At 66.8% G+C, this 20,505-nt stretch carries 17 protein-coding genes; 8 read left to right on the forward strand and 9 right to left on the reverse strand.

Features of this window, described 5'->3' with window-relative positions; all coding sequences use genetic code 11:
- Positions 1 to 80: 80 nt before the first annotated feature.
- Positions 81 to 1,376: a hypothetical protein gene (locus M3149_RS12455; RefSeq protein ID WP_251709862.1), complete on the forward strand. Its 1,296-nt coding sequence runs from the start codon at positions 81 to 83 to the stop codon at positions 1,374 to 1,376.
- 63 nt (positions 1,377 to 1,439) lie between these two features.
- Here M3149_RS12455 and M3149_RS12460 read toward each other — a convergent pair whose 3' ends face one another.
- The 6 genes from M3149_RS12460 to M3149_RS12485 form a co-directional block, all read right to left on the reverse strand.
- Positions 1,440 to 2,492, reverse strand: a complete 1,053-nt coding sequence (locus tag M3149_RS12460; RefSeq protein WP_251710005.1) for a VWA domain-containing protein — start codon at positions 2,490 to 2,492, stop codon at positions 1,440 to 1,442.
- A gap of 26 nt (positions 2,493 to 2,518) precedes the next feature.
- A complete protein-coding gene (locus tag M3149_RS12465; protein WP_251709863.1) occupies positions 2,519 to 3,553 on the reverse strand; it encodes a DUF58 domain-containing protein in 1,035 nt (344 codons plus the stop codon).
- Between the two features lie 16 nt (positions 3,554 to 3,569).
- Positions 3,570 to 4,571, reverse strand: coding sequence for an AAA family ATPase (locus M3149_RS12470; protein WP_251709864.1), 1,002 nt, complete (start codon positions 4,569 to 4,571; stop codon positions 3,570 to 3,572).
- A gap of 28 nt (positions 4,572 to 4,599) precedes the next feature.
- Positions 4,600 to 5,517, reverse strand: a complete 918-nt coding sequence (locus M3149_RS12475; protein WP_251709865.1) for a S1C family serine protease — start codon at positions 5,515 to 5,517, stop codon at positions 4,600 to 4,602.
- Positions 5,518 to 5,586: 69 nt separating this feature from the next.
- Entirely contained in the window at positions 5,587 to 8,313 is a 2,727-nt protein-coding gene (acnA, locus tag M3149_RS12480; protein ID WP_251709866.1) for an aconitate hydratase AcnA, read from the reverse strand.
- Positions 8,314 to 8,404: 91 nt separating this feature from the next.
- Positions 8,405 to 8,815 (reverse strand): hypothetical protein, encoded by a 411-nt coding sequence (locus M3149_RS12485; RefSeq protein ID WP_251709867.1) that lies wholly within the window; start codon positions 8,813 to 8,815, stop codon positions 8,405 to 8,407.
- A gap of 111 nt (positions 8,816 to 8,926) precedes the next feature.
- Here M3149_RS12485 and M3149_RS12490 point away from each other — a divergent pair, with 111 nt between their 5' ends.
- The 3 genes from M3149_RS12490 to M3149_RS12500 all read left to right on the forward strand — a co-directional run bounded on the left by M3149_RS12490 (position 8,927) and on the right by M3149_RS12500 (position 11,977).
- On the forward strand, positions 8,927 to 9,748 hold the full coding sequence (locus M3149_RS12490; RefSeq protein WP_251709868.1) for a helix-turn-helix domain-containing protein: 822 nt from the start codon (positions 8,927 to 8,929) through the stop codon (positions 9,746 to 9,748).
- Positions 9,749 to 9,855: 107 nt separating this feature from the next.
- Positions 9,856 to 10,326, forward strand: coding sequence for a hypothetical protein (locus M3149_RS12495; RefSeq protein ID WP_251709869.1), 471 nt, complete (start codon positions 9,856 to 9,858; stop codon positions 10,324 to 10,326).
- A gap of 28 nt (positions 10,327 to 10,354) precedes the next feature.
- The gene (locus M3149_RS12500; protein WP_251709870.1) at positions 10,355 to 11,977 is read left to right on the forward strand and encodes a hypothetical protein; all 1,623 of its coding nucleotides are present in this window, start codon (positions 10,355 to 10,357) and stop codon (positions 11,975 to 11,977) included.
- Between the two features lie 103 nt (positions 11,978 to 12,080).
- Here M3149_RS12500 and acnB read toward each other — a convergent pair whose 3' ends face one another.
- The 3 genes from acnB to M3149_RS12515 all read right to left on the reverse strand — a co-directional run bounded on the left by acnB (position 12,081) and on the right by M3149_RS12515 (position 16,700).
- Positions 12,081 to 14,681, reverse strand: coding sequence for a bifunctional aconitate hydratase 2/2-methylisocitrate dehydratase (gene acnB, locus M3149_RS12505; protein ID WP_251709871.1), 2,601 nt, complete (start codon positions 14,679 to 14,681; stop codon positions 12,081 to 12,083).
- Between the two features lie 32 nt (positions 14,682 to 14,713).
- Positions 14,714 to 15,652 (reverse strand): HpcH/HpaI aldolase/citrate lyase family protein, encoded by a 939-nt coding sequence (locus tag M3149_RS12510; RefSeq protein ID WP_251710006.1) that lies wholly within the window; start codon positions 15,650 to 15,652, stop codon positions 14,714 to 14,716.
- Between the two features lie 61 nt (positions 15,653 to 15,713).
- Positions 15,714 to 16,700 carry a malate dehydrogenase gene (locus M3149_RS12515; RefSeq protein WP_251709872.1) on the reverse strand — a complete coding sequence of 329 codons (987 nt, stop codon included), beginning with the start codon at positions 16,698 to 16,700 and terminating at the stop codon, positions 15,714 to 15,716.
- Between the two features lie 199 nt (positions 16,701 to 16,899).
- Between M3149_RS12515 and M3149_RS12520 the strand changes: the two genes are divergently transcribed.
- The 4 genes from M3149_RS12520 to sdhA all read left to right on the forward strand — a co-directional run bounded on the left by M3149_RS12520 (position 16,900) and on the right by sdhA (position 20,490).
- Positions 16,900 to 17,694: a GntR family transcriptional regulator gene (locus M3149_RS12520; RefSeq protein WP_251709873.1), complete on the forward strand. Its 795-nt coding sequence runs from the start codon at positions 16,900 to 16,902 to the stop codon at positions 17,692 to 17,694.
- Between the two features lie 170 nt (positions 17,695 to 17,864).
- On the forward strand, positions 17,865 to 18,296 hold the full coding sequence (gene sdhC, locus M3149_RS12525) for a succinate dehydrogenase, cytochrome b556 subunit (protein WP_251709874.1): 432 nt from the start codon (positions 17,865 to 17,867) through the stop codon (positions 18,294 to 18,296).
- Between the two features lie 18 nt (positions 18,297 to 18,314).
- Complete coding sequence (gene sdhD, locus M3149_RS12530) at positions 18,315 to 18,680, forward strand: succinate dehydrogenase, hydrophobic membrane anchor protein (protein WP_251709875.1); 366 nt, start codon at positions 18,315 to 18,317, stop codon at positions 18,678 to 18,680.
- 4 nt (positions 18,681 to 18,684) lie between these two features.
- Entirely contained in the window at positions 18,685 to 20,490 is a 1,806-nt protein-coding gene (gene sdhA / locus M3149_RS12535; RefSeq protein ID WP_251709876.1) for a succinate dehydrogenase flavoprotein subunit, read from the forward strand.
- Positions 20,491 to 20,505: the final 15 nt, after the last annotated feature.

Raw genomic sequence — 20,505 nt, forward strand, 5'->3', positions numbered from 1 at the left:
CTTCACCCGACCCGCCGCGTAACATGCGGCAGCGACTTGACCACCGCGTCGCTCGTTCGTCGCAAGCGACGAGCGACACCGTGGACAAGTCTTCCGGCGCCTCACACACAAAAATTCGGACACGCCCGAGAGAAAAAGGCAGCGCACATCGCTGTATGAAGCAATGCGAGACCCTTGAAGACGCCATGGTGTTGATTGGTAGCGCGCGCAATAGTGGAAATAAAGGGGCACCCAGGGTCGCGTCCATGGTAGGGCTGTTTCGCAGGCTGCGGGACGTGAGAAAGCAGGACGAGGGCACGGTGTTCGCCTGCATGTGTCTCGCCAACTTTCGAATGGAACCCAAAGGCAAAACGACGGTCAACTACTACAAGGAACTGGCGGCTGCACTGCCCGCCACCCTGCCCCCCGAACTTCACGCCTATCGAGACTTGCTTGTTGAGCAGGCGACCAGCGCAATTCTCAAGATCAAGGGCGATGACTTCGACCCCACCACCGAAGATGGCAGGCGGGTACACCAAGCACTGGACACCATTCAACAACGTCTTTGGCAGTACAAGGCGCAAGACATTTCTGCAAGTCAAACCTTGTCCGTAAAGCGCTTCACAGAGCTGGCGAGCCAAAAGTACCAGCAGCTCGTAGCTGGGAATCTCAAGCGCACGCACAAAGCATCGGTCACAAACGCGGTGCCCACCAGCATCAACGAATACGGGGGCGGCATTGACGATGGCACGTCATCGGGCACCAACAAGCGGGCTCGCACACTTCCAACCGAACAGCTGTCCACCTATCGGTTTGAGACGGGCATCAGCATCCCATCCTTGACAACGGAGCCGCAACTGCCAACGGCCATTGCCCGCACCGTGCCTCAAATCAGACTGCCGGGTATCCAGCTGATGCCTGGCATCCCCGCGCAGCCAGTCGGCATCCAACGGGCAGCGCGCACCTGGGGGCCTGCAGCCTACATGGGTCAAATGCTCGAGCTGAAACGCAGTGGTGTGCTGAAAGTTTCCAGTCTGGCCAACACGGCCATCAGTGCATTTGCCTCCTGCACCAATCGGCAAGACCTGTCACGTGCCCTCAACTACCCAATCAACTTGCATGGTCTCCCGGAGACGCTCGCACTGATGCAACAACTCAACGCGGAGGCCGCCGCAGAGTTCGCCTTCGCCGTGACGCTTGAATACATGACGAAGCCGCAGGCGTTGCCTGGCGAGCTCGTACCCATGCTCGCCGATGCATTGCAGCACATGAAGCGTCTTCCCGACGAAGTCACATTCACCTTCGACCTGGCGATACTGGCGTCACGCCTTCCGCCGGTGCTGAGCAATGCGATGCTGAAGCTCTTCGACGCACTGCTTCGCCGGTCGAGCCATTGACGCGAGCACGGGCGATCACAGAAGGAACACACCGGGCCCAGGACCAATGCCGATCGTCGATTCTCACAAGATGCGGTTGAACCAGAGCAATGAGAGCGTGGCCGCCGTGAGCGCCAGGATCGAGGCCACCAAAGCCAGCAGGCCCGCGACTTCGGTCTCTTTCTTCTCGACCGTGAGCTTGGTGCTCAGCGACTGGTAGACCTGCTTGAGGTTCTCGGCCGTGCCGGCGTAGTAGTACTCGCCCTTGGTGGTGCGCGCCACGTCCTTTAGCGTTTCCTCGTCGAGCCGCACGCGCATGGACCAGCCCTCGAAGCCGATGATCTCGCCCTCGACCGTGCCCACACCCACGGTGTAGACACGCACGCCGCGCTCGGCCGCCATGCGCGCGGCCTCGGCGGTGTCGACGCCGGTGGTGCGTTGGCCGTCGGTAAGCAGGATGATGGCGGCCGAGCCGTAGGAACCGGGCTCCACGGGCTGGAAGGGCTTTTCCTCGGCCCGAGGTTGGTCGATGGAGCGACCGCGCGGCGCGAACGGGTCGGCGTTGCGGTTCCAGGTCATGTCGGTGAGGCTGATGCGCTGATCGGGGAACAGCTCGGAGAGCGACACCACGATGGCACTGCCGATGGCGGTGGCGCGCTGAAGCTGGAACTTGTCGATGGCGGTGTTGAGGTCCTCGCGGCTGAGCGTGACGGGCTGCACCACCTGCGCCGCCCCCGCGAAGGCCACGATGCCCACCTTCACGTGGCGCGGCAATTCGGCCAGAAAGGCCTTGGCCGCGTTCTGGGAAGCCACCAGTCGGTTCGGCTGCACATCCTCGGCGCGCATGCTGCCCGACACATCCATCGCCAGGATGATGGTCTGCTGCGTGGAGGGCAGGCTGATGGACGCCATGGGCCGCGCAGAGGCCAGCAGCATGGCGGCAAAGGCGAACAGCATGAACACAGGGGGCACATGGCGCCGCCAGCCCGGCCCGCGGCCCATGGCCTCGCGCACGATGGCGAGGTTGGCGTAGCGCAGTGCGGTGCGCTTCTTGCGGCGCAAGAGCCACCAATAGAGCACCATCAGCAGCGGCAGCGCCAACAGCAACCACAGGAACTGCGGCCACAGAAAGGTCACGGGCGGCAGGTTGTCGAGGAGGTTGTTCATGCGCGGGCTCCTTCTCGTTGGCGGCGCGGCAGCTGCGTGGGCACGGGCCGCGCCCCCGGGTTCTGCCGCACACGCTGTTTGCGCAGGTCGACGAAGCGCAGCACGGCGTCCGCCAGGTCGTCGTCGGTGGCCAGCTCCAGTGTGTCCACGCCCGCGCGCGCCAGGCTCTCGCGCAACTGCGCCTCGCGTTGCGCGGCGATGCGCGCAAAGCGCTGGCGAAAGCCTTTGTCGTGCGTGTCCACCATCAATTGCTCGCCGGTCTCGGCGTCGCGAATCGGGATCAGGCCCAGGTCGGGCAGCTCGAGTTCCAGCGGATCGACCAGACGCACGGCCACCACGTCGTGGCGGCGCGCCAATTCACCCAGCGGCTGCTCCCAGCCGGGCTCGCTGATGAAATCGGACACCACGAACACGGTGCTGCGTTGGCGCACACTGAGCGTGGCACCGCGCAGCAGGTCGCCCAGCCGCGTGGCGCCCTCACCGGGCTTGCTGCGCACCTCGGGCGCCGGCGGCTGCAGCAGCAACTGCATGAGCCGCAGCACATGGTTGCGCCCACCGCGCGCGGGCAGCACGGCGTCGATGCGGGGCAGCCCTCGCTGCCCATAGACCAGTGCGCCCACGCGGTTGCCATGGCGCGAGATGAGGCGCGCCAGCACCGCGGTGAACTGCAGCAGCACCTCGCTCTTGCGCTGCTCACCCGAGCCGAAGTTCACCGATGGGCTGAGGTCGAGCAGGAACCAGGCCGCCATCTCGCGGTCTTCGGTGAACACGCGCACGTGCGGGTGCTGCAGCCGCGCGGTGACGTTCCAGTCGATGTGGCGCACGTCGTCGTGCAACTGGTATTCGCGCAGATCGGCCAGATCGAGGCCGCTGCCGCGCATCAGGGTGCGGTAATCGCCCTGCAGCAGCCCGTCCAGGCGGCGCAGCACGGTCCACTCCAGGCGCCGCAGCAGCGCCTCGGCGCGCTGCACGGCAGGCGCAGCAACGCCTGCCGAGGTGTCGGGCCGTTTGCCGAAGAGCCGAGCGAACATGGTGTGTCCTGGCGACTCAAGCCGCACGCTTCTCGGCTTCCAGCGGGCGCGCCGGGGGCGGGATCTGCTTCATGACGCGCGCGATCAGCGCCTCGCTCGTGAGCCCCTCGGACAGGCCTTCGTAGGACAGCACCACGCGGTGGCGCAACACGTCGGGCACAAGGTCGACCATGTCCTCGGGCAGTGCGTAGCTGCGCCCGCGCAGCATGGCCAGTGCACGCGCGCCCTCGACCAGGCCGATCGTGGCTCGCGGGCTGGCACCGAAGGTGATGAGGCGGCCCATGTCCTTCAGGCCGTGCTTGTCGGGCGTGCGCGTGGCCGAGACCAGTTTCACCGCGTACTGCACCAGCGAAGGATCGACGTAGACCTCGCGGCACTGCGCCTGCAGCGCGGCCAGTTGATCGGTGGTGGCCACCGCGTTGACCTGGATCGCCGGCCCGGTGACGCGCTCCACGATGACGTATTCCTCCTCGTCGCTCGGGTAGTCCACCACCACCTTCATCATGAAACGGTCGACCTGGGCCTCGGGCAGCGGGTAGGTGCCTTCGGTCTCGATCGGGTTCTGCGTCGCCATCACGAGGAACGGCTTGGGCACCTTGTGCGTCTCACCCGCGATCGTCACCTGCCGCTCCTGCATGACCTCCAGCAGCGCGCTCTGCACCTTGGCCGGGGCGCGGTTGATCTCGTCGGCCAGCAGCAGGTTGGCGAACACCGGCCCCAGCGAGGTGCTGAAGTCGCCCGTCTTCTGGTTGTAGATGCGCGTGCCCACGAGGTCGGCCGGCACCAGGTCGGGCGTGAACTGGATGCGCTTGAAGCGTCCGCGCACCACGTCGGCCAGTGTCTTGACGGTGAGCGTCTTGGCCAGCCCGGGCACGCCTTCGACGAGCAGGTGCCCTTGCGCGAGCATGGCCACCATGACGCGTTCGAGAAAACGGTCCTGGCCCACGACGACGCGCTTGACCTCGTAGAGGATCTGCTCCATGAGCTGTGCGGTTTCAGGGGCGTTGTGGTCGCTCATGAAGGTCTCCGTGTGGTGAGGTCGGTGGTCAGAACGGGGGGAGCCCGGCGGCGGACGCCGCACTTTCAATCGGTACAGCAAATCCGATGCCCACGAACGTGCGGGCGCTGGTCGGGTTGAGAATGCCGGTGACGATGCCGACCACCTCCCCGTCCATGGTCACCAACGGCCCGCCGGAATTGCCCGGGTTGGCCGCCGCGTCGAACTGGATCAGGTTGCCGATGACCTGCTTGCCCTCGGGCGACTTGAACTCGCGGTCGAAGCCGGAGATGACGCCGGCCGACACCGACGGGCCGATGCCGAAGGGGAACCCCACCGCCACCACCTCATCGCCAGCGACCAGGTCGTTCGTGGATCGCATGGTGGCCGCGGCCAGATCGTCGGGAATGGTGTGCGCCTGCAGCACCGCCAGGTCGTTCTCGGGCTGCGCACCGGTGACACTGGCGCCTGACTCGCTGCCGTCGGCAAAGGTGATCTTGAGCCGCTCGGCGCCCTGCACCACGTGCAGGTTCGTAAGGATGATGCCCTTGTCGACGATGACCACGCCGGTGCCCACGCCCTGCTCTTCTTCCTTGCCGTCCTTGTCCTTGCCGTAGGACAACACGCGCACCACCGAGGGGCGGATTTTCTCGGCCGCGCGTGCCGCGGGCGAGGGCATCACCTGCGTGGTGAGTGTGCGCAGCACGGCAGCGTCGATGTCCTTCTGCGTGAGCGCGGCCGCCCCACCCTGGCGCTGCTGCCACACCATGGCCATGAGCGGCACCGACAGCAAGGCCACCGCCATCCACAGCAGGCGCTGCTGCGTGAGCTGGCGCGCCACGGCAGAGCGCCAGCGCCGCGGCGGGCGCGCTGGCGTGACCGGCTCGCTGCCGGCATCCGTCGCGGGCGACTCGATCACCGCAGGCGTCGGGCGTCGCGACGGGCTGTACTTCGCTGACTGGCGCATGGCGACCCCCGAAGAACCGAGGTGAGAACTCACCCGTGGGTCACATGATGCAGCGATCCGGCGCCCGGCTCAAGCAGTCAACAATTGCCGCAGCACGTAAGGCAGGATTCCCCCCGAACGGTAGTAGTCCACCTCCACCGGGGTGTCGATGCGCAGGGTGACGGTGATCTCGCGCCGCAGGCCGTCGGGGCTGACGATCGTGAGCGTGGCGTCGCTCTGCGGCTTGAGTTCAGGATGCGGAATGACGTCGATCGTCTCGTCCCCACGCAACCCCAGGGACTCCCAGGAATCACCGGGCTTGAACTGCAACGGCAGCACGCCCATGCCCACCAGGTTGCTGCGGTGGATGCGCTCGAAGCTGCGCGCCACCACCGCCTTGATGCCCAGCAGCTGCGTGCCCTTGGCAGCCCAGTCTCGGCTGGAGCCGGTGCCGTACTCCTCGCCCGCGAAGATCACCGTGGGCACGCCCGACGCCACGTAGCGCATGGCGGCGTCGTAGATCGGCAGCTTGTCGCCCGACGGCTGGTGCAAGGTCAACCCGCTCTCCTCGCGCGTGCCGTCGTCCCGCGGCGGGATCATCAGGTTTTTGATGCGCACGTTGGCAAAGGTGCCGCGCATCATCACCTCGTGGTGGCCGCGCCGCGCACCATAGCTGTTGAAGTCGGCCGGCAGCACCTTGCGCGCCTGCAGCCACTGGCCCGCCGGCGAGCTGGCCTTGATGTTGCCCGCGGGCGAGATGTGATCGGTGGTGATCGAATCGCCGAACAGCGCCATGATGCGCGCGCCGTGCACCGAGACGGGGCGGTGTGCGTCCTTCTGCTCCAGCGCAAAGCCCTCGAAGAACGGCGGCTCGGCGATGTAGGTGCTGCCCGGCCAGTCGTAGGTGGTGCCGCTAGAGCCCGGAATGCGCTCCCAGAGTTCCCCGGGCTCGGTCTTCACCCGCGCGTAGTTCTCGCGGTAGGCCTTGCCGTTCATGGCGCTCTTCATCAGCGCGTGGATTTCCTCGCCGCTGGGCCAGATGTCACCCAGATAGACCGGCTTGCCGCCCTCGCCCGTGCCCACGGGCTGGGTCATGAGGTCCACCGTGACGTTGCCGGCGATGGCGTAAGCCACCACCAGCGGCGGGCTGGCCAGGAAGTTGGCCTTGAGGTTGGGGTGGATGCGCGCTTCGAAGTTGCGGTTGCCCGAGAGCACGGCGGCGCACACCAGGTCGTTGCCGGTGATGGCCGCATTGAGTTCTGCCGTGAGGTCGCCCGCGTTGCCGATGCAGGTGGTGCAACCGTATCCCGCGAGCGCGAAGCCCAGCTGTTCCAGGTACGGCAGCAGACCGGTGTTGGTGAGGTACTCGGTGACGATGCGCGAGCCCGGCGCGAGCGAGGTCTTGATGTGCGGTTTGACGGTGAGGCCCTTTTCCACCGCCTTCTTCGCCAGCAGACCCGCAGCGAGCAACACGCCGGGATTGCTGGTGTTGGTGCAACTGGTGATGGCGGCGATCAGCACGTCGCCGTTCCTGACCTCCAGCCCGCCGGCGGTCTTGACGGGTGGCGCAAGCTTCTGCGGCGGCTGCTTGAAGCCACCGGCCTCCATCGGCGCGCTGAACAGTTCGGTGAAGCGGCGCGCCACATGGCCGAGTTCGATGCGGTCCTGCGGGCGCTTGGGGCCGGCCAGGCTGGGCGCCACGGTGCCGAGGTCGAGCGTGATCACCTGCGAGTAATCGATCTCGCCACGCTTGGGCACGCCGAACAAGCCTTGGGCCTTGAAGTACGCCTCGAAGGCGTCGATCTCGGCCTTGCTGCGGCCGGTGCCCTGGAAGTAGTCGAGCGTCTTGCCGTCGACCGGGAAGAAGCCCATGGTGGCGCCGTACTCGGGTGCCATGTTCGCGATGGTGGCGCGATCGGGCAGCGAGAGCGAGGCCGTGCCCTCGCCAAAGAACTCGACGAACTTGCCCACCACCTTGTGCTGGCGCAGGATTTCGGTGACGGTGAGCACCAGATCGGTGGCCGTCACGCCGCCGCGCAGCCGCCCGGTGAGCTGGAAGCCCACCACGTCGGGCGTGAGGAAGTACACCGGCTGGCCGAGCATCGCAGCCTCGGCCTCGATGCCGCCCACACCCCAGCCCACCACGCCGATGCCGTTGATCATGGTGGTGTGGCTGTCGGTGCCCACCAGCGTGTCGGGGTAGTACAGGCCGCCCTTCATGTGCACGCCGCGTGCGAGGTACTCCAGGTTCACCTGGTGCACGATGCCGAAGCCGGGGGGCACGACGCCGAAGGTGTCGAAGGCCTGCATGCCCCACTTCATGAAACCGTAGCGCTCCAGGTTGCGCTTGAATTCCAGCCGCATGTTCAAGTCCAGCGCGTCTTTGGTGCCGTAGTGGTCGACCATCACGGAGTGGTCCACCACGAGGTCTACCGGCACCAGCGGTTCGATCTTTTTCGGGTCATGGCCCAGGCGCTGCGCGGTGCTGCGCATGGCGGCCAGGTCCGCCAGCAGCGGCACGCCCGTGAAATCCTGCAGCACCACACGCGCCACGGTGAAGGGAATCTCGTCGGTGCGCGCGGCCCTGGGCTTCCAGTTCGCGAGCTGCTTCACGTGCTCGCGCGTCACGCGCTCGCCGTCGCAGTGGCGCAGCACGCTCTCCAGCACGATGCGGATGGAATGCGGCAGGCGCTTGATGTTGGGGAACTCGCGCGCCAGTTCGGGCAGCGAATGGAAACGGCCGCTCTTGCCGGCCGTGGGCGTGAAGGTCTTGACGGTGTGGGCGAACGGGTGGGCAATACGCGTGGGGGCATCCATGGGGCAGCTCCTGAAGGTCGACCAAGAATGAACCGATTCTGCGACCTTCCGGCGCCGCCGCAAACGCGGGGGCGATTGCCCCGACGCGGACTCAGGCCGCCAGCCGCAACGCGGGCGCCCGCCAGCCGAGAAACTCCAGATCGGCCAGGGCCAGCACCGCCACGGCCATCACGGTGAGGTAGGCCTGGCCCAGTGCCGTGACCCCCGGGCCGCCCCAGGCCAGGGCCAGGCAGGCCAGGCCCCAGAGCAGGTTGCCGACGATCAACAGCATCAGGCCGCCGCGCGACGGTTGCGCCTGGCGCGCCAACAGGCCAGCCAGCAGCACGTAGGCGAGCAGGGCCCAGCCGGCAGCGCTGACCAGCCCCTCGGACAAACCGAACCAGCCGGCCAGGGAACCGGCCAACAACAGGTGCAGCAGCGCGAGCGCGGCGCCCGAAGCCGCATCGAGGGCGAGCACGCGGCGCAGCCACGGGGTGGGAAGGTGAAGGTCGGCGAGGGTCATGGTGGGCTCCTGAGGGCGTTGAACAGGGTTCACATCGTGGCCACCGGGCTGCACCGGGTCCATGACCTGCGAGGTCATGGCGGCGCCACCGGGCCGCCCTACCATGCGCCCATGCACGCCCACCACCTCCCGCACCCCAGCGCCCCCGCCCCTTTCGGCGAGCGCCTTCGCCACTGGCGCCAGCGCCGCCGCCTGAGTCAGCTCGAACTGGCCCTGCAGGCCGAGGTGTCCACCCGCCACCTGAGCTGCGTGGAGACCGGCCGTGCCAGCCCCAGCCGCGAGATGGTGCTGCGCCTGGCCGAGCGGCTGCAGCTGCCACCGCGCGAACGCAACGCGCTGCTGGTGGCCGCCGGCTACGCGCCGATGTACCGCGAGCGCGCGCTGGACGACCCGGCCATGGCCGCCGCCCGCAACGCGGTGCAGCGCATCCTGGACGCGCACGCGCCCTGGCCCGCCCTGGCGATGGACCGGCACTGGAACCTGGTGATGCACAACCGCCTGGTGCCGCTGCTGCTGCAGGGCGTGGCGCCCGAGCTCCTGAAGGCGCCCGTGAACGTGCTGCGCCTGAGCCTGCACCCGCAGGGCCTGGCGCCTCGCATCCACAACCTGCCGCAGTGGCGCGAACACCTGCTGGAGCGCCTGCGCCAGCAGATCACCGCCACTGGCGACAGCACCCTGGCCGCCCTGGCCGAGGAACTGCGCGCCCTGCCCGGCGCCCCGGAGCACGCCGCCCACGCCCTCCCCGGCGAACACCTCGGCGTGCTCATGCCGTTCCGCTTCGACACGCCGCTGGGCGTGCTCAACCTGATCAGCACCACCACCGTGTTCGGCACGGCGGTGGACATCACGCTGCAGGAACTGGCGCTGGAGACCTTCTTTCCGGCCGACGATGAAACGGCCGAGCGGCTGAGGGCGCTGGCCAGCCACGCCTGACCGGCTGACCGGCGGCCCCAGGGGCACCAGGGGCCCGCAGCAACGGGAACCGCCGCCCGAGGCGGGTTACACAACGCAGGACCTTCCTTCGTTGCACCCCACCCGCCATGACGCCCCAAGCCTTCGAAACGCTGTGCCACCGCGCCTGCCTGGCGCTGGGCCTGGCCGACCCCTACGCCCTGGGCAAAGGCCACACCGTCACGCTCGACGAGGTGCACCTGGAAGCGCAGAACCGCCTGTCGAGCCCCGGCTTCCTGCTGCTGGCCGAGATCGCCCGCTTTCCCGAGGAAACCCGCGCCACGGTGCACGAGCACCTGCTGGCCCTGCAGCTCAGCACGCCCGACCACCCGAACCTGCGCTTCGGCTATCACCCCACGCGCAGCACCACCCTGCTCTGCCTGAGCGCCACGCCACCGCGCAATGACGCAACGCCCGACGCCTGGATGGCCCGGCTGCTGCGCGACACGGCCAGCCAGGTGCGCGCCTGGCGGCACCAACTGCTGGAGAGCGGCGGCAAGGCCACAGCGGCTCCCCTGTCCTCCCACGACTTCCTGCAGCACGCCTCGCTGCGGGCTTGAAAGCCTTGACTTCTCTCACTTGCACGCCATGAACAGCCACAGCGTCATACGCAATTCGTCCTCCTCGGTATCGCAAAAGCCGCCCAAGGACCCCGCCCCTCTCACGGACAGCAAATCGCTCGGGGGCGCGACAGGGGAGTTCAAGCCCGTGACGGCGGGTGAACCGCAAAAGCTTGAACAACCCAACGCATCCCATCTGCAGCCGTCGACGCAGGGACAAACGCTGCAAGAGCCAACCGCGACGGGGGTGGTCGCAGTGACCGCCGAGGGTGGCACGCCCCCCGGGGGGTGCAACGATTTTGAATGGTCCACCGGTTCCTCAGGCGAGGGGGTGAACGAAACGGGTTCCGGGACCGAATCGGTGCCCGTCGCGCCGGAGAAACCTCAGCCAGAAAACGCTGCCCACGCCGACCAGAACCCGGCTGAAACGCCACTGCCCATTCCCACGGCTGCGACGCAGCAGCCCGATACACCCGACGCCAGCGACGACATCGACGAAGCATCGCTGGACACACCTCCCGTGGCCGCCGACGATTTGAAAGTCGCCAACGATAAGGTGGCCGAAAGCAGCGCGGCGCTGGAGGCGAACAAGAAGGCCATCGAGCAAGATACGAAGATGGTGGCCTTCATGGTCAACATGCAGAAGTTCGTCGACGGCCTGCTGACCCAATACCCCAAGCTGACGGCGGAGGATCTGGCGCCGTTGCGAGACCTTTTTCAGCACGCGCAGCAGGTATGTCAGCAGCGTCTGGATAACTCGATGGTGCGGGAGAAGACCCTCTCGGAGTCATTGCGGACGCATACGTTAGAGGCCATGCGCTTGTCTGAGCTTGCCCGGGGGGAGAAACCTTGTGACGCAAGCGGCGCAGCTCCGGGATCGCTACTGCCCGAGGACAAGCCACTGCGCAACGTCATCGACCAACTCAACGGCAATGACAAGCAAATTGTGGAGCAAGCCGTCGAATGTGCGCACAAGATCATTGACGTGCGGACTTCGCAAGCGGACTCGTCTGCCGTTCCGACTGTTCCTTCTGCGCCGAATTCATCAGACGAGGAGGCAGTCGTCGAACAACCATTCAGTCACACCGGCGGTTCTGAAGTCGGCGCGGATCAGCAGGCGTTCAAGCTGCCCGACGACCAGCCGCGAGTGATACCACCGCTACCGGCGCCATCCGAAACAACCAATGAAGATGGCGTGGGCAAGGCGCCAAGTGGCGAGATCACCGGGCAGCCGCCCGAAGAAAAGAACGCCACGAAGATTCCCCTCCCCCAGCTCCCTGGAAGCGAGGCGTACAACGGTGTTCCCAAGGCTTTTCGGGAGAGGACCAAAGAGCCGGGGACGATGACAACCGAAGAAGTTTTGGACTATCTCGATACAAACGCCCGAAAGATAAAACAGCGCCTGGATGCGGATATTGACCAATACCGTGCCGAGACAAAAGAACATCAAGAGAACATCGATCGGATGGACGATGAGCGGCGTGCACAGCAACGCATATCCAGTGAACTCACTGGCGAAACGAACAAGCTCGTTGAGCGCTCGAACGAGCAATCTCAGCAAATCATGCAATCCATGGGTTCGACTCCTTCGACGGACGTAAGCCCCGTACCCTCGAAATCTTCCATCGTCTCGCGCTTGTTTCGTAGGTGATCATGGGACATCACACTTAAGCGCCCAAGAGGACAAAAGGGCGTCACCGCGAGGTGACGCCCTTTTGCGTCCGTGGAGGTCGTGCGCGGTATTCGAGGAGCGGTCAGACCGCCACGCCCTTGGCCGCTTCCGCATACTCCTCGATCTGGTCAAAGTTCATGTAGCGGTACACGCTGGCGGCGTCCTGGTTGATGATGCCCATCTCGGCGTGGTACTCGGCCACGGTGGGGATGCGGCCCAGCTTGGACGCGATGGCCGCCAGTTCGGCCGAGGCCAGGAACACGTTGGTGTTCTTGCCGAGGCGGTTGGGGAAGTTGCGGGTGCTGGTGCTCACCACGGTGGCGCCTTCGCGCACCTGGGCCTGGTTGCCCATGCACAGGCTGCAGCCGGGCATTTCGGTGCGCGCGCCGGCGGTGCCGAACGCGGCGTAGTGGCCTTCCTTGATCAGCTCGTTCTGGTCCATCTTGGTGGGCGGGGCCACCCAGAGCTTGACCGGGATGTCGCGCTGGCCGCCGAGCAGCTTGGCCGCGGCGCGGAAGTGGCCGATGTTGGTCATGCACGAGCCGATGAAGGCCTCGTCGATCTTGGTGCCCGCCACCTCGGACAGCAGCTTGGCGTCGTCCGGATCGTTGGGGCAGCAGAGCACGGGCTCTTTCAGCTCGTTGAGATCGATCTCGATGACGGCGGCGTACTCGGCGTCCTTGTCGGCCTCGAGCAGCTGCGGGTTGGCCAGCCAGGCTTCCACTTTCTCGATGCGGCGCGCCAATGTCTTCGCGTCGGCGTAACCGTCGGCGATCATGTTCTTCATGAGCACGACGTTCGAGGTGAGGTACTCGATGACGGGCTCTTTGTTGAGCTTGATCGTGCAGCCGGCAGCCGAGCGCTCGGCGCTGGCGTCGCTCAGCTCAAACGCCTGCTCCACCTTCAGGTCGGGCAGGCCTTCGATCTCGAGGATGCGGCCCGAGAAGATGTTCTTCTTGCCGGCCTTGGCCACGGTGAGCAGGCCGGCCTTGATGGCCGCGTAGGGAATGGCGTGCACCAGGTCGCGCAGCGTCACGCCGGGCTGCATCTGGCCCTTGAAGCGCACCAGCACGCTCTCGGGCATGTCCAGCGGCATCACGCCGGTGGCGGCACCGAAGGCCACAAGGCCCGAGCCCGCGGGGAAGCTGATGCCAATGGGGAAGCGCGTGTGGCTGTCGCCGCCGGTGCCCACGGTGTCGGGCAGCAGCAGGCGGTTGAGCCAGCTGTGGATCACGCCGTCGCCCGGGCGCAGGGCCACGCCGCCGCGGTTGCTGATGAAGGCCGGCAGCTCGCGGTGGGTCTTCACGTCCACCGGCTTGGGGTAGGCCGCGGTGTGGCAGAAGCTCTGCATCACCAGGTCGGCGCTGAAGCCCAGGCAGGCCAGGTCTTTCAGCTCGTCGCGGGTCATGGGGCCGGTGGTGTCCTGGCTGCCCACGGTCGTCATCTTCGGTTCGCAGTAGGTGCCGGGGCGCACGCCCTGGCCTTCGGGCAGGCCGACCGCGCGGCCCACCATTTTCTGCGCCAGCGTGAAGCCAGCCTTGGTGGCGGCCGGCGCCTGCGGCAGGCGGAACACCGTGCTGGCCGGCAGACCCAGGAATTCACGCGCCTTGCCGGTGAGGCTGCGGCCAATGATGAGGTTGATGCGGCCGCCGGCGCGCACCTCGTCGAGCAGCACATCGCTCTTGAGCTTGAACTCGGCCACGGTGGCGCCGCCCTTGGTGATCTTGCCGTCGTAGGGCAGCACCTCGATCACGTCGCCCATCTCGAGCTTGCTCACGTCCACCTCGATCGGCAGCGAGCCCGAGTCTTCCTGCGTGTTGAAGAAGATGGGCGCGATCTTGCCGCCCAGCGTGACACCGCCAAAGCGCTTGTTGGGCACAAAGGGGATGTCCTGGCCGGTGGCCCAGATCACCGAGTTGGTGGCCGATTTGCGCGAGGAGCCGGTGCCCACCACGTCGCCCACGTAGGCCACGAGGTGGCCCTTCTTCTTGAGGTCCTCGATGAACTGCATCGGGCCGCGCTTGCCGTCTTCCTCGGGCTTGAACGCCGCGTCCGGGCGCGTGTTCTTGAGCATCGCCAGGTAGTGCAGCGGGATGTCGGGGCGGCTCCAGGCGTCGGGCGCGGGCGAGAGATCGTCGGTGTTGGTCTCACCGGGGACCTTGAAGACCGTGACGGTGATCGACTTCGGCACCTCCGGACGCGTGGTGAACCACTCGGCGTCGGCCCAGCTCTTCATCACCTCTTGTGCCTTGGCGTTACCGGCCTTGGCCTTGGCGGCCACGTCGTTGAAGAAGTCGAACATCAGCAGCGTCTTCTTCAGCGCATCGGCGGCCACGCCCGCCACCTCGGCGTCGTCGAGCAGCTCGATCAGCGGGTGCACGTTGTAGCCGCCCACCATGGTGCCGAGCAGCTCGGTGGCCTTGGCCTTGCTGATCAAGCCGACCTTCAGGTCACCGTGCGCCACGGCCGCCAGGAAGCTGGCCTTGACCTTGGCCGCGTCGTCCACGCCCGGTGGCACACGGTGGGTGAGCAGGTCCAGCAGGAAGGCGTCCTCACCGGCGGGGGGCGACTTGATCAGCTCGATCAGGGCGGCCACCTGCTTCGCGTCGAGCGGCAGCGGCGGAATGCCCAGCGCGGCGCGTTCGGCGGCGTGGGCGCGGTAGTCGGCGAGGAAGGTGGACATGGTCTTCTCCAGACAGCGTGGGTGATTCGGGTTCAATGAAGGGCGAGCAGGCTCTGCACCGGTGCAGGCAGGCTGCGCCCGGTGCGGTGGGCGCGCTCGAGCACCTGCCAGTAGTAGCGGTAGCTCGCGCGGTCGTGCAATCGGCCGGCCACCTGCACCGGCGCCCAGGCCGCAGCAGCGGCGCGCTCGATGACGGTGGCGGCTTCGTCCACCTCGTCGGCCGCGGGCGCAAAGGCCGCGACGATGGGGCGGATCTGGTCGGGGTGGATGCTCCACATGCGGGTGAAGCCGAGTTCGTGCGCGGCGCGGCGTGCTGCGGCCTGCAGCGCGGCGGCGTCCTTGAACTCGGTGACGACGCCGTGCGCGGGCACCTTGCCGTGCGCGTGGCACGCGCTTGCGATCTCGAGCTTGGCGCGCAGCACCAGCGGGTGGCTGAACTGGCCTTGCGACGTCATGCCGGCAGACGGGATGGCACCGCCGTGGGCGGAGACAAAGTCCATCAGGCCGAAGCTCAGGCTCTGGATGCGCGGGTGGGCCGCGATGTCGAAAGCGCGGTGCACCGCAGCGGGCGATTCGATGAGCGCGTGAAGCGGCAGGTTGTGCGCGCCCGCGGCGTCGAGCAGCGCGGCCGCGCGCCCCACGTCGGCCACGGTCTCGACCTTGGGCAGCATCACATGGCACAGCCGTGCACCGGCACGGCGCACGATGTGTTCAATGTCGGCCTCGAACGCCGGGTGGTCGACCGCGTGCACGCGCACGGCGACGCGCGCACCGGCCGGGGCCGACAGCGCAAGTTCGGTGACCAACGCGGCGTGCTCGGCCTCGCCGCCCACCGGGGCGCCGTCCTCGCAATCGAGCGTGACGTCGAACACGCAGGCCCCGAACTCGGCGGTGAGTTCGGCCTGCAGCGCCAGGCTTTTGCGCATGCGCACCTCGACCCCGCTGTAGTGGTCACAGACCGGCAGCGCCATGGCGCCGGCCTGGGGCCCGAGCAGGATGGAACGTGGGTTCACGCGCAAGATGGTCCGGCGATCAGAGCAGGTGCTTGACGCCGTCCTGCTCGGCAATCAGCTCGGCCAGGGTCTTGTCGATGCAGCCCTGGCTGAACTCGTCGATCGGCAGACCTTCAACGATCTTGTACCGGCCGCCTTCGCAGGTGACGGGGTAGCCGAACATGACGTCCTTGGGGATGCCGTATTCGCCGTTGGACGGGATGCCCATGGTGACCCAGCCGCCGTTGGTGCCCAGGGCCCAGTCGCGCATGTGGTCGATCGCGGCGTTGGCGGCCGAGGCGGCGGATGACAGGCCGCGCGCTTCGATGATGGCGGCGCCGCGCTTGCCCACGGTGGGCAGGAACACGTCCTTGTTCCAGGCGTGGTCGTTGATCATGTCCTTGACCGAGGCGCCGTCGATGGTGGCGAAGCGGTAGTCGGCGTACATGGTGGGGCTGTGGTTGCCCCACACGCCGAGCTTCTTGATCGACGCCACCGGCTTGCCGGTCTTGGCGGCAATCTGGCTGAGCGCGCGGTTGTGGTCCAGGCGCAGCATGGCGGTGAAGTTCTCGCGCTTGAGGTCGGGCGCGCTCTTCATGGCGATCCAGGCGTTGGTGTTGGCCGGGTTGCCCACCACGAGCACCTTCACGTCGCGGCTGGCCACGGCGTTGAGGGCCTTGCCCTGGCCGATGAAGATCTGGCCGTTGATGGACAGCAGCTCGGCGCGCTCCATACCGGCTTTGCGGGGCATCGAACCCACCAGCAGGGCGTAGTCGGTGTCCTTGAACGCCGTCATCGGGTCGCTGTGGGCTTCCATGCCGTGCAGCAGCGGGAAGGCGCAGTCTTCAAGTTCCATCATCACGCCCTTGAGCGCCTTCTGCGGGCCCTCCGCCGGCACTTCCAGCAGTTGCAGGATCACCGGCTGGTCCTTGCCGAGCATTTCGCCGGAGGCGATGCGAAACAGCAGGGCGTAGCCGATCTGGCCGGCGGCGCCGGTGACGGCGACGCGAACGGGCTTCTTGGTCATGGTGGGAGCTCCAGGGATGGGTGTTGGAATGTGCAGAGACCGAGGCCGCGGGACCGGCACGCAGCGCCTGTTCAGCGGCGTTGGTCTGGGGTCGGGTCAGGTCGTGAGTGTACCCGCGTAAACCCTAGCCGGTCAATTTGTCTTATGTCTTATATAAGATATGATTGCACCGCACGGCCAAGCCGCGACGAGCATTCCCATGGCCACTCAACCCTCTTCATCCGAAGCCCCACCGGCGGGCGAAAGCGGCTTTGCCGTTGAGGCAGGCGCGCCCGCGTTCAGCCCGCTGTACCAGCAGATCAAGGTGCTGATCCTGCGCAGCCTGCAGGCCGGCGAATGGAAGCCGGGCGACATGATCCCCAGCGAGCTCGAGCTGGCTGCCCGCTACCGCGTCAGTCAGGGCACCGTGCGCAAGGCGATCGACGAGCTCGCCACCGACAACCTCGTGGTGCGCCGCCAGGGCAAGGGCACCTTCGTGGCCACGCACGCCGAGCAGCACATCCAGTTCCGCTTCCTGCGCCTGTTGCCCGATCAGGGCTCCCTCGAAGAGCAAGGACTGGCCGAGCGCCGCATCATCGACTGCAGGCGCCTGCGCGCCAGTGCCGAGGTGGCGCGCCAGCTCGGCCTGCGCACCGGCGATGGCGTGCTGCTGGTGCGCCGTGTGCTGGCTTTCGGCGGCACGCCGGCCATCCTCGAGGAGATCTGGTTGCCCGGCGGCCCGTTCAAGGGCCTCACGCTCGACACCCTGGCCAGCGACAAGGGGCCGATGTATGCGCTGTTCGAGTCGCAGTTCGGCGTGCGGATGGTTCGCGCGGTGGAAAAGATCAAGGCCGTGAGCGCGGACGACGAAGCCGCCGGGCTGCTGGCGGTGACGCCTGGCCACCCCCTGCTGAGCGTGGAGCGCCTGGCCTACACCTACAACGACACACCGATGGAGCTGCGACGCGGCCTGTACCGCACCGATACGCGCCATTACCGCAATGAATTGAGCTGAAGTCAGCGGCAACTGTGCGGGCCGTCGCAGCGCAATGCTCGGGCAAGACCCCGGGCGCGACACGATGGCGTGCTGCGTTGCAATAGAATTTGCCCGCTCCTGGCACGAGTTACCAGCGAGTTACCAAGCCCCTCCCCCGCCCGAGCGCCTTTCCCACGAAAGCCCTTCCCATGCCCGAGTTGACCACCAAGCGGCCCGAGTTCCGCAACATCAACGCGTTCAAGGACCTCACCACGTACCGGTTGCCCGCTGCCGGCTGGGTGTCGATCCTGCACCGCGTGAGCGGCCTGTTGATGTTCCTGCTGCTGCCCCTGATCGTGTGGCTGTTCGACACCTCGGTTTCGTCCGAGATTTCCTACGAGCGCTTTGTCGCCGCCTTTGCAGGTGGTCTGGGCTTCGTGCCTGCCTGGCTGCTCAAGCTGGTGGTGCTCGCGCTCATCTGGGCTTACCTGCACCACCTGATCGCCGGCGTGCGCCACCTCTGGATGGACGCCACGCATGCTGTCACCAAGGAATTCGGCAAGTCGTCGGCCATCGTCACGCTGGTGCTGAGCATCGGCCTGACCGTGGTGCTGGGCGCCAAGCTGTTCGGCCTGTACTGATTCGCGAGGTCACCCACCATGTCCGTCAACTACGGTTCCAAGCGCGTCGTCACCGGCGCCGGCTACGGCATGCGCGACTGGCTCGCGCAACGCATCACCGCCGCCCTCATGGCGCTGTTCACCCTCATCCTGCTGGCGCAGGTGCTTTTCAGCAGCGGGCCCATCGGCTACGACAACTGGTCCGCCATCTTCGCGCCGCAGTGGATGAAGGCGCTCACCTTCGCGATGTTCTTCGCCTTGACCTACCACGTGTGGGTCGGCGTGCGCGACATCTGGATGGATTACGTCAAGCCCGCCGCGCTGCGCCTCGTGCTGCACGTGTTCACCATCGTCTGGCTGCTCGCCTGCCTGGGCTGGGCGGTCCAAGTTCTCTGGAGAGTCTGACGCCATGTCCGCCAACGCATCCCTTCCCAAGCGACAGTTCGACGTCGTCATCGTTGGAGCCGGCGGCTCCGGCATGCGAGCGTCGCTGCAACTGGCGCGCGCCGGCCTCAAGGTGGCCGTGCTGTCCAAGGTCTTCCCCACCCGCTCGCACACCGTGGCCGCTCAGGGTGGCATCGGTGCCTCGCTCGGCAACATGAGCGAGGACAACTGGCACTACCACTTCTACGACACCATCAAGGGCTCCGACTGGCTCGGTGACCAGGACGCCATCGAATTCATGTGCCGCGAAGCACCCAAGGTGGTGTACGAGCTCGAGCACATGGGCATGCCGTTCGACCGCAACCCCGACGGCACGATTTACCAGCGCCCCTTCGGCGGCCACACCGCCAACTACGGCGAGAAGGCCGTGCCGCGCGCCTGCGCCGCAGCCGACCGCACCGGCCACGCCATGCTGCACACGCTGTACCAGCAGAACGTGGCGGCGCGCACCACCTTCTTCGTCGAGTGGATGGCGCTCGACCTGGTGCGCGACGCCGAGGGTGACGTGGTGGGCGTGACCGCCCTCGAGATGGAGACCGGCGAGGTCTACATGCTCGAGGCCAAGACGACGCTGCTGGCCACCGGCGGCGCCGGCCGCATCTTTGCGGCCTCCACCAACGCCTTCATCAACACCGGCGATGGCCTCGGCATGGCCGCGCGCGCGGGCATCCCGCTGCAGGACATGGAGTTCTGGCAGTTCCACCCCACCGGCGTGGCCGGCGCGGGCGTGCTGCTCACGGAAGGCTGCCGCGGTGAAGGCGCCTTCCTCGTCAACAGCGAGGGCGAGCGCTTCATGGAGCGCTACGCCCCCACGCTGAAAGACCTGGCGCCGCGCGACTTCGTCTCGCGCTGCATGGACCAGGAAATCAAGGAAGGCCGTGGCTGTGGTCCCAACAAGGACTACGTGATGCTGAACTTCAGCTATCTCAGCGCCGACACCATCCACAAGCGCCTGCCCTCGGTGTACGAGATCGGCGTGAACTTCGCCAACGTCGACATCACGCGCGAGCCGATTCCCGTGGTGCCCACCATTCACTACCAGATGGGTGGCATCCCGACCAACATCAACGGCCAGGTCGTCGTGCCCGATGGTGCGGGTGGCCAGAAGGTGGTCAACGGCTTGTACGCGGTGGGTGAGTGCTCCTGCGTGAGCGTGCACGGCGCCAACCGCCTGGGCACCAACTCCCTGCTCGACCTGCTGGTGTTCGGCCGTGCGGCCGGCAACCACATCGTGCAGTACAACGACAAGAACAAGACCCACAAGCCCGTGCCCAAGGACGGCGCCGATCTCACGCTCGCCCGCCTGGCGCGTCTGGACGGCACCACCAGCGGCGAATACGCACAGAACGTCGCCAACGACATCCGCTCGGCCATGCAGCAGCACGCGGGCGTGTTCCGCACCCAGGCCGGCATGGACGAGGGCGTGGCCAAGATCAACGCCCTGCGCGATCGCGTGGGCAAGATCGAGCTCAAGGACAAGTCCAAGGTGTTCAACACCGCACGCATCGAGGCGCTGGAGGTCGAGAACCTGATCGAGTGCGCCCAGGCCACCATGACCTCGGCCGCTGCCCGCCGCGAATGCCGCGGTGCACACACCGTCTACGACTATGAGCGTCCGGCCGACGACCCGCAGTTCCCGCTCGGCCGCAACGACGCCGAGTGGATGAAGCACACCCTGTGGCACAGCGCGAACAACTCGCTGACCTACAAGCCGGTGAACCTCAAGCCGCTGACCGTCGAGTCCGTGCCGCCCAAAGTCCGCACGTTCTGAGCCTTCTCACGGAGA

Origin of the sequence: Hydrogenophaga intermedia (genome assembly GCF_023715105.1) — a bacterium.
GTDB lineage: Bacteria > Pseudomonadota > Gammaproteobacteria > Burkholderiales > Burkholderiaceae_C > Hydrogenophaga > Hydrogenophaga intermedia_A.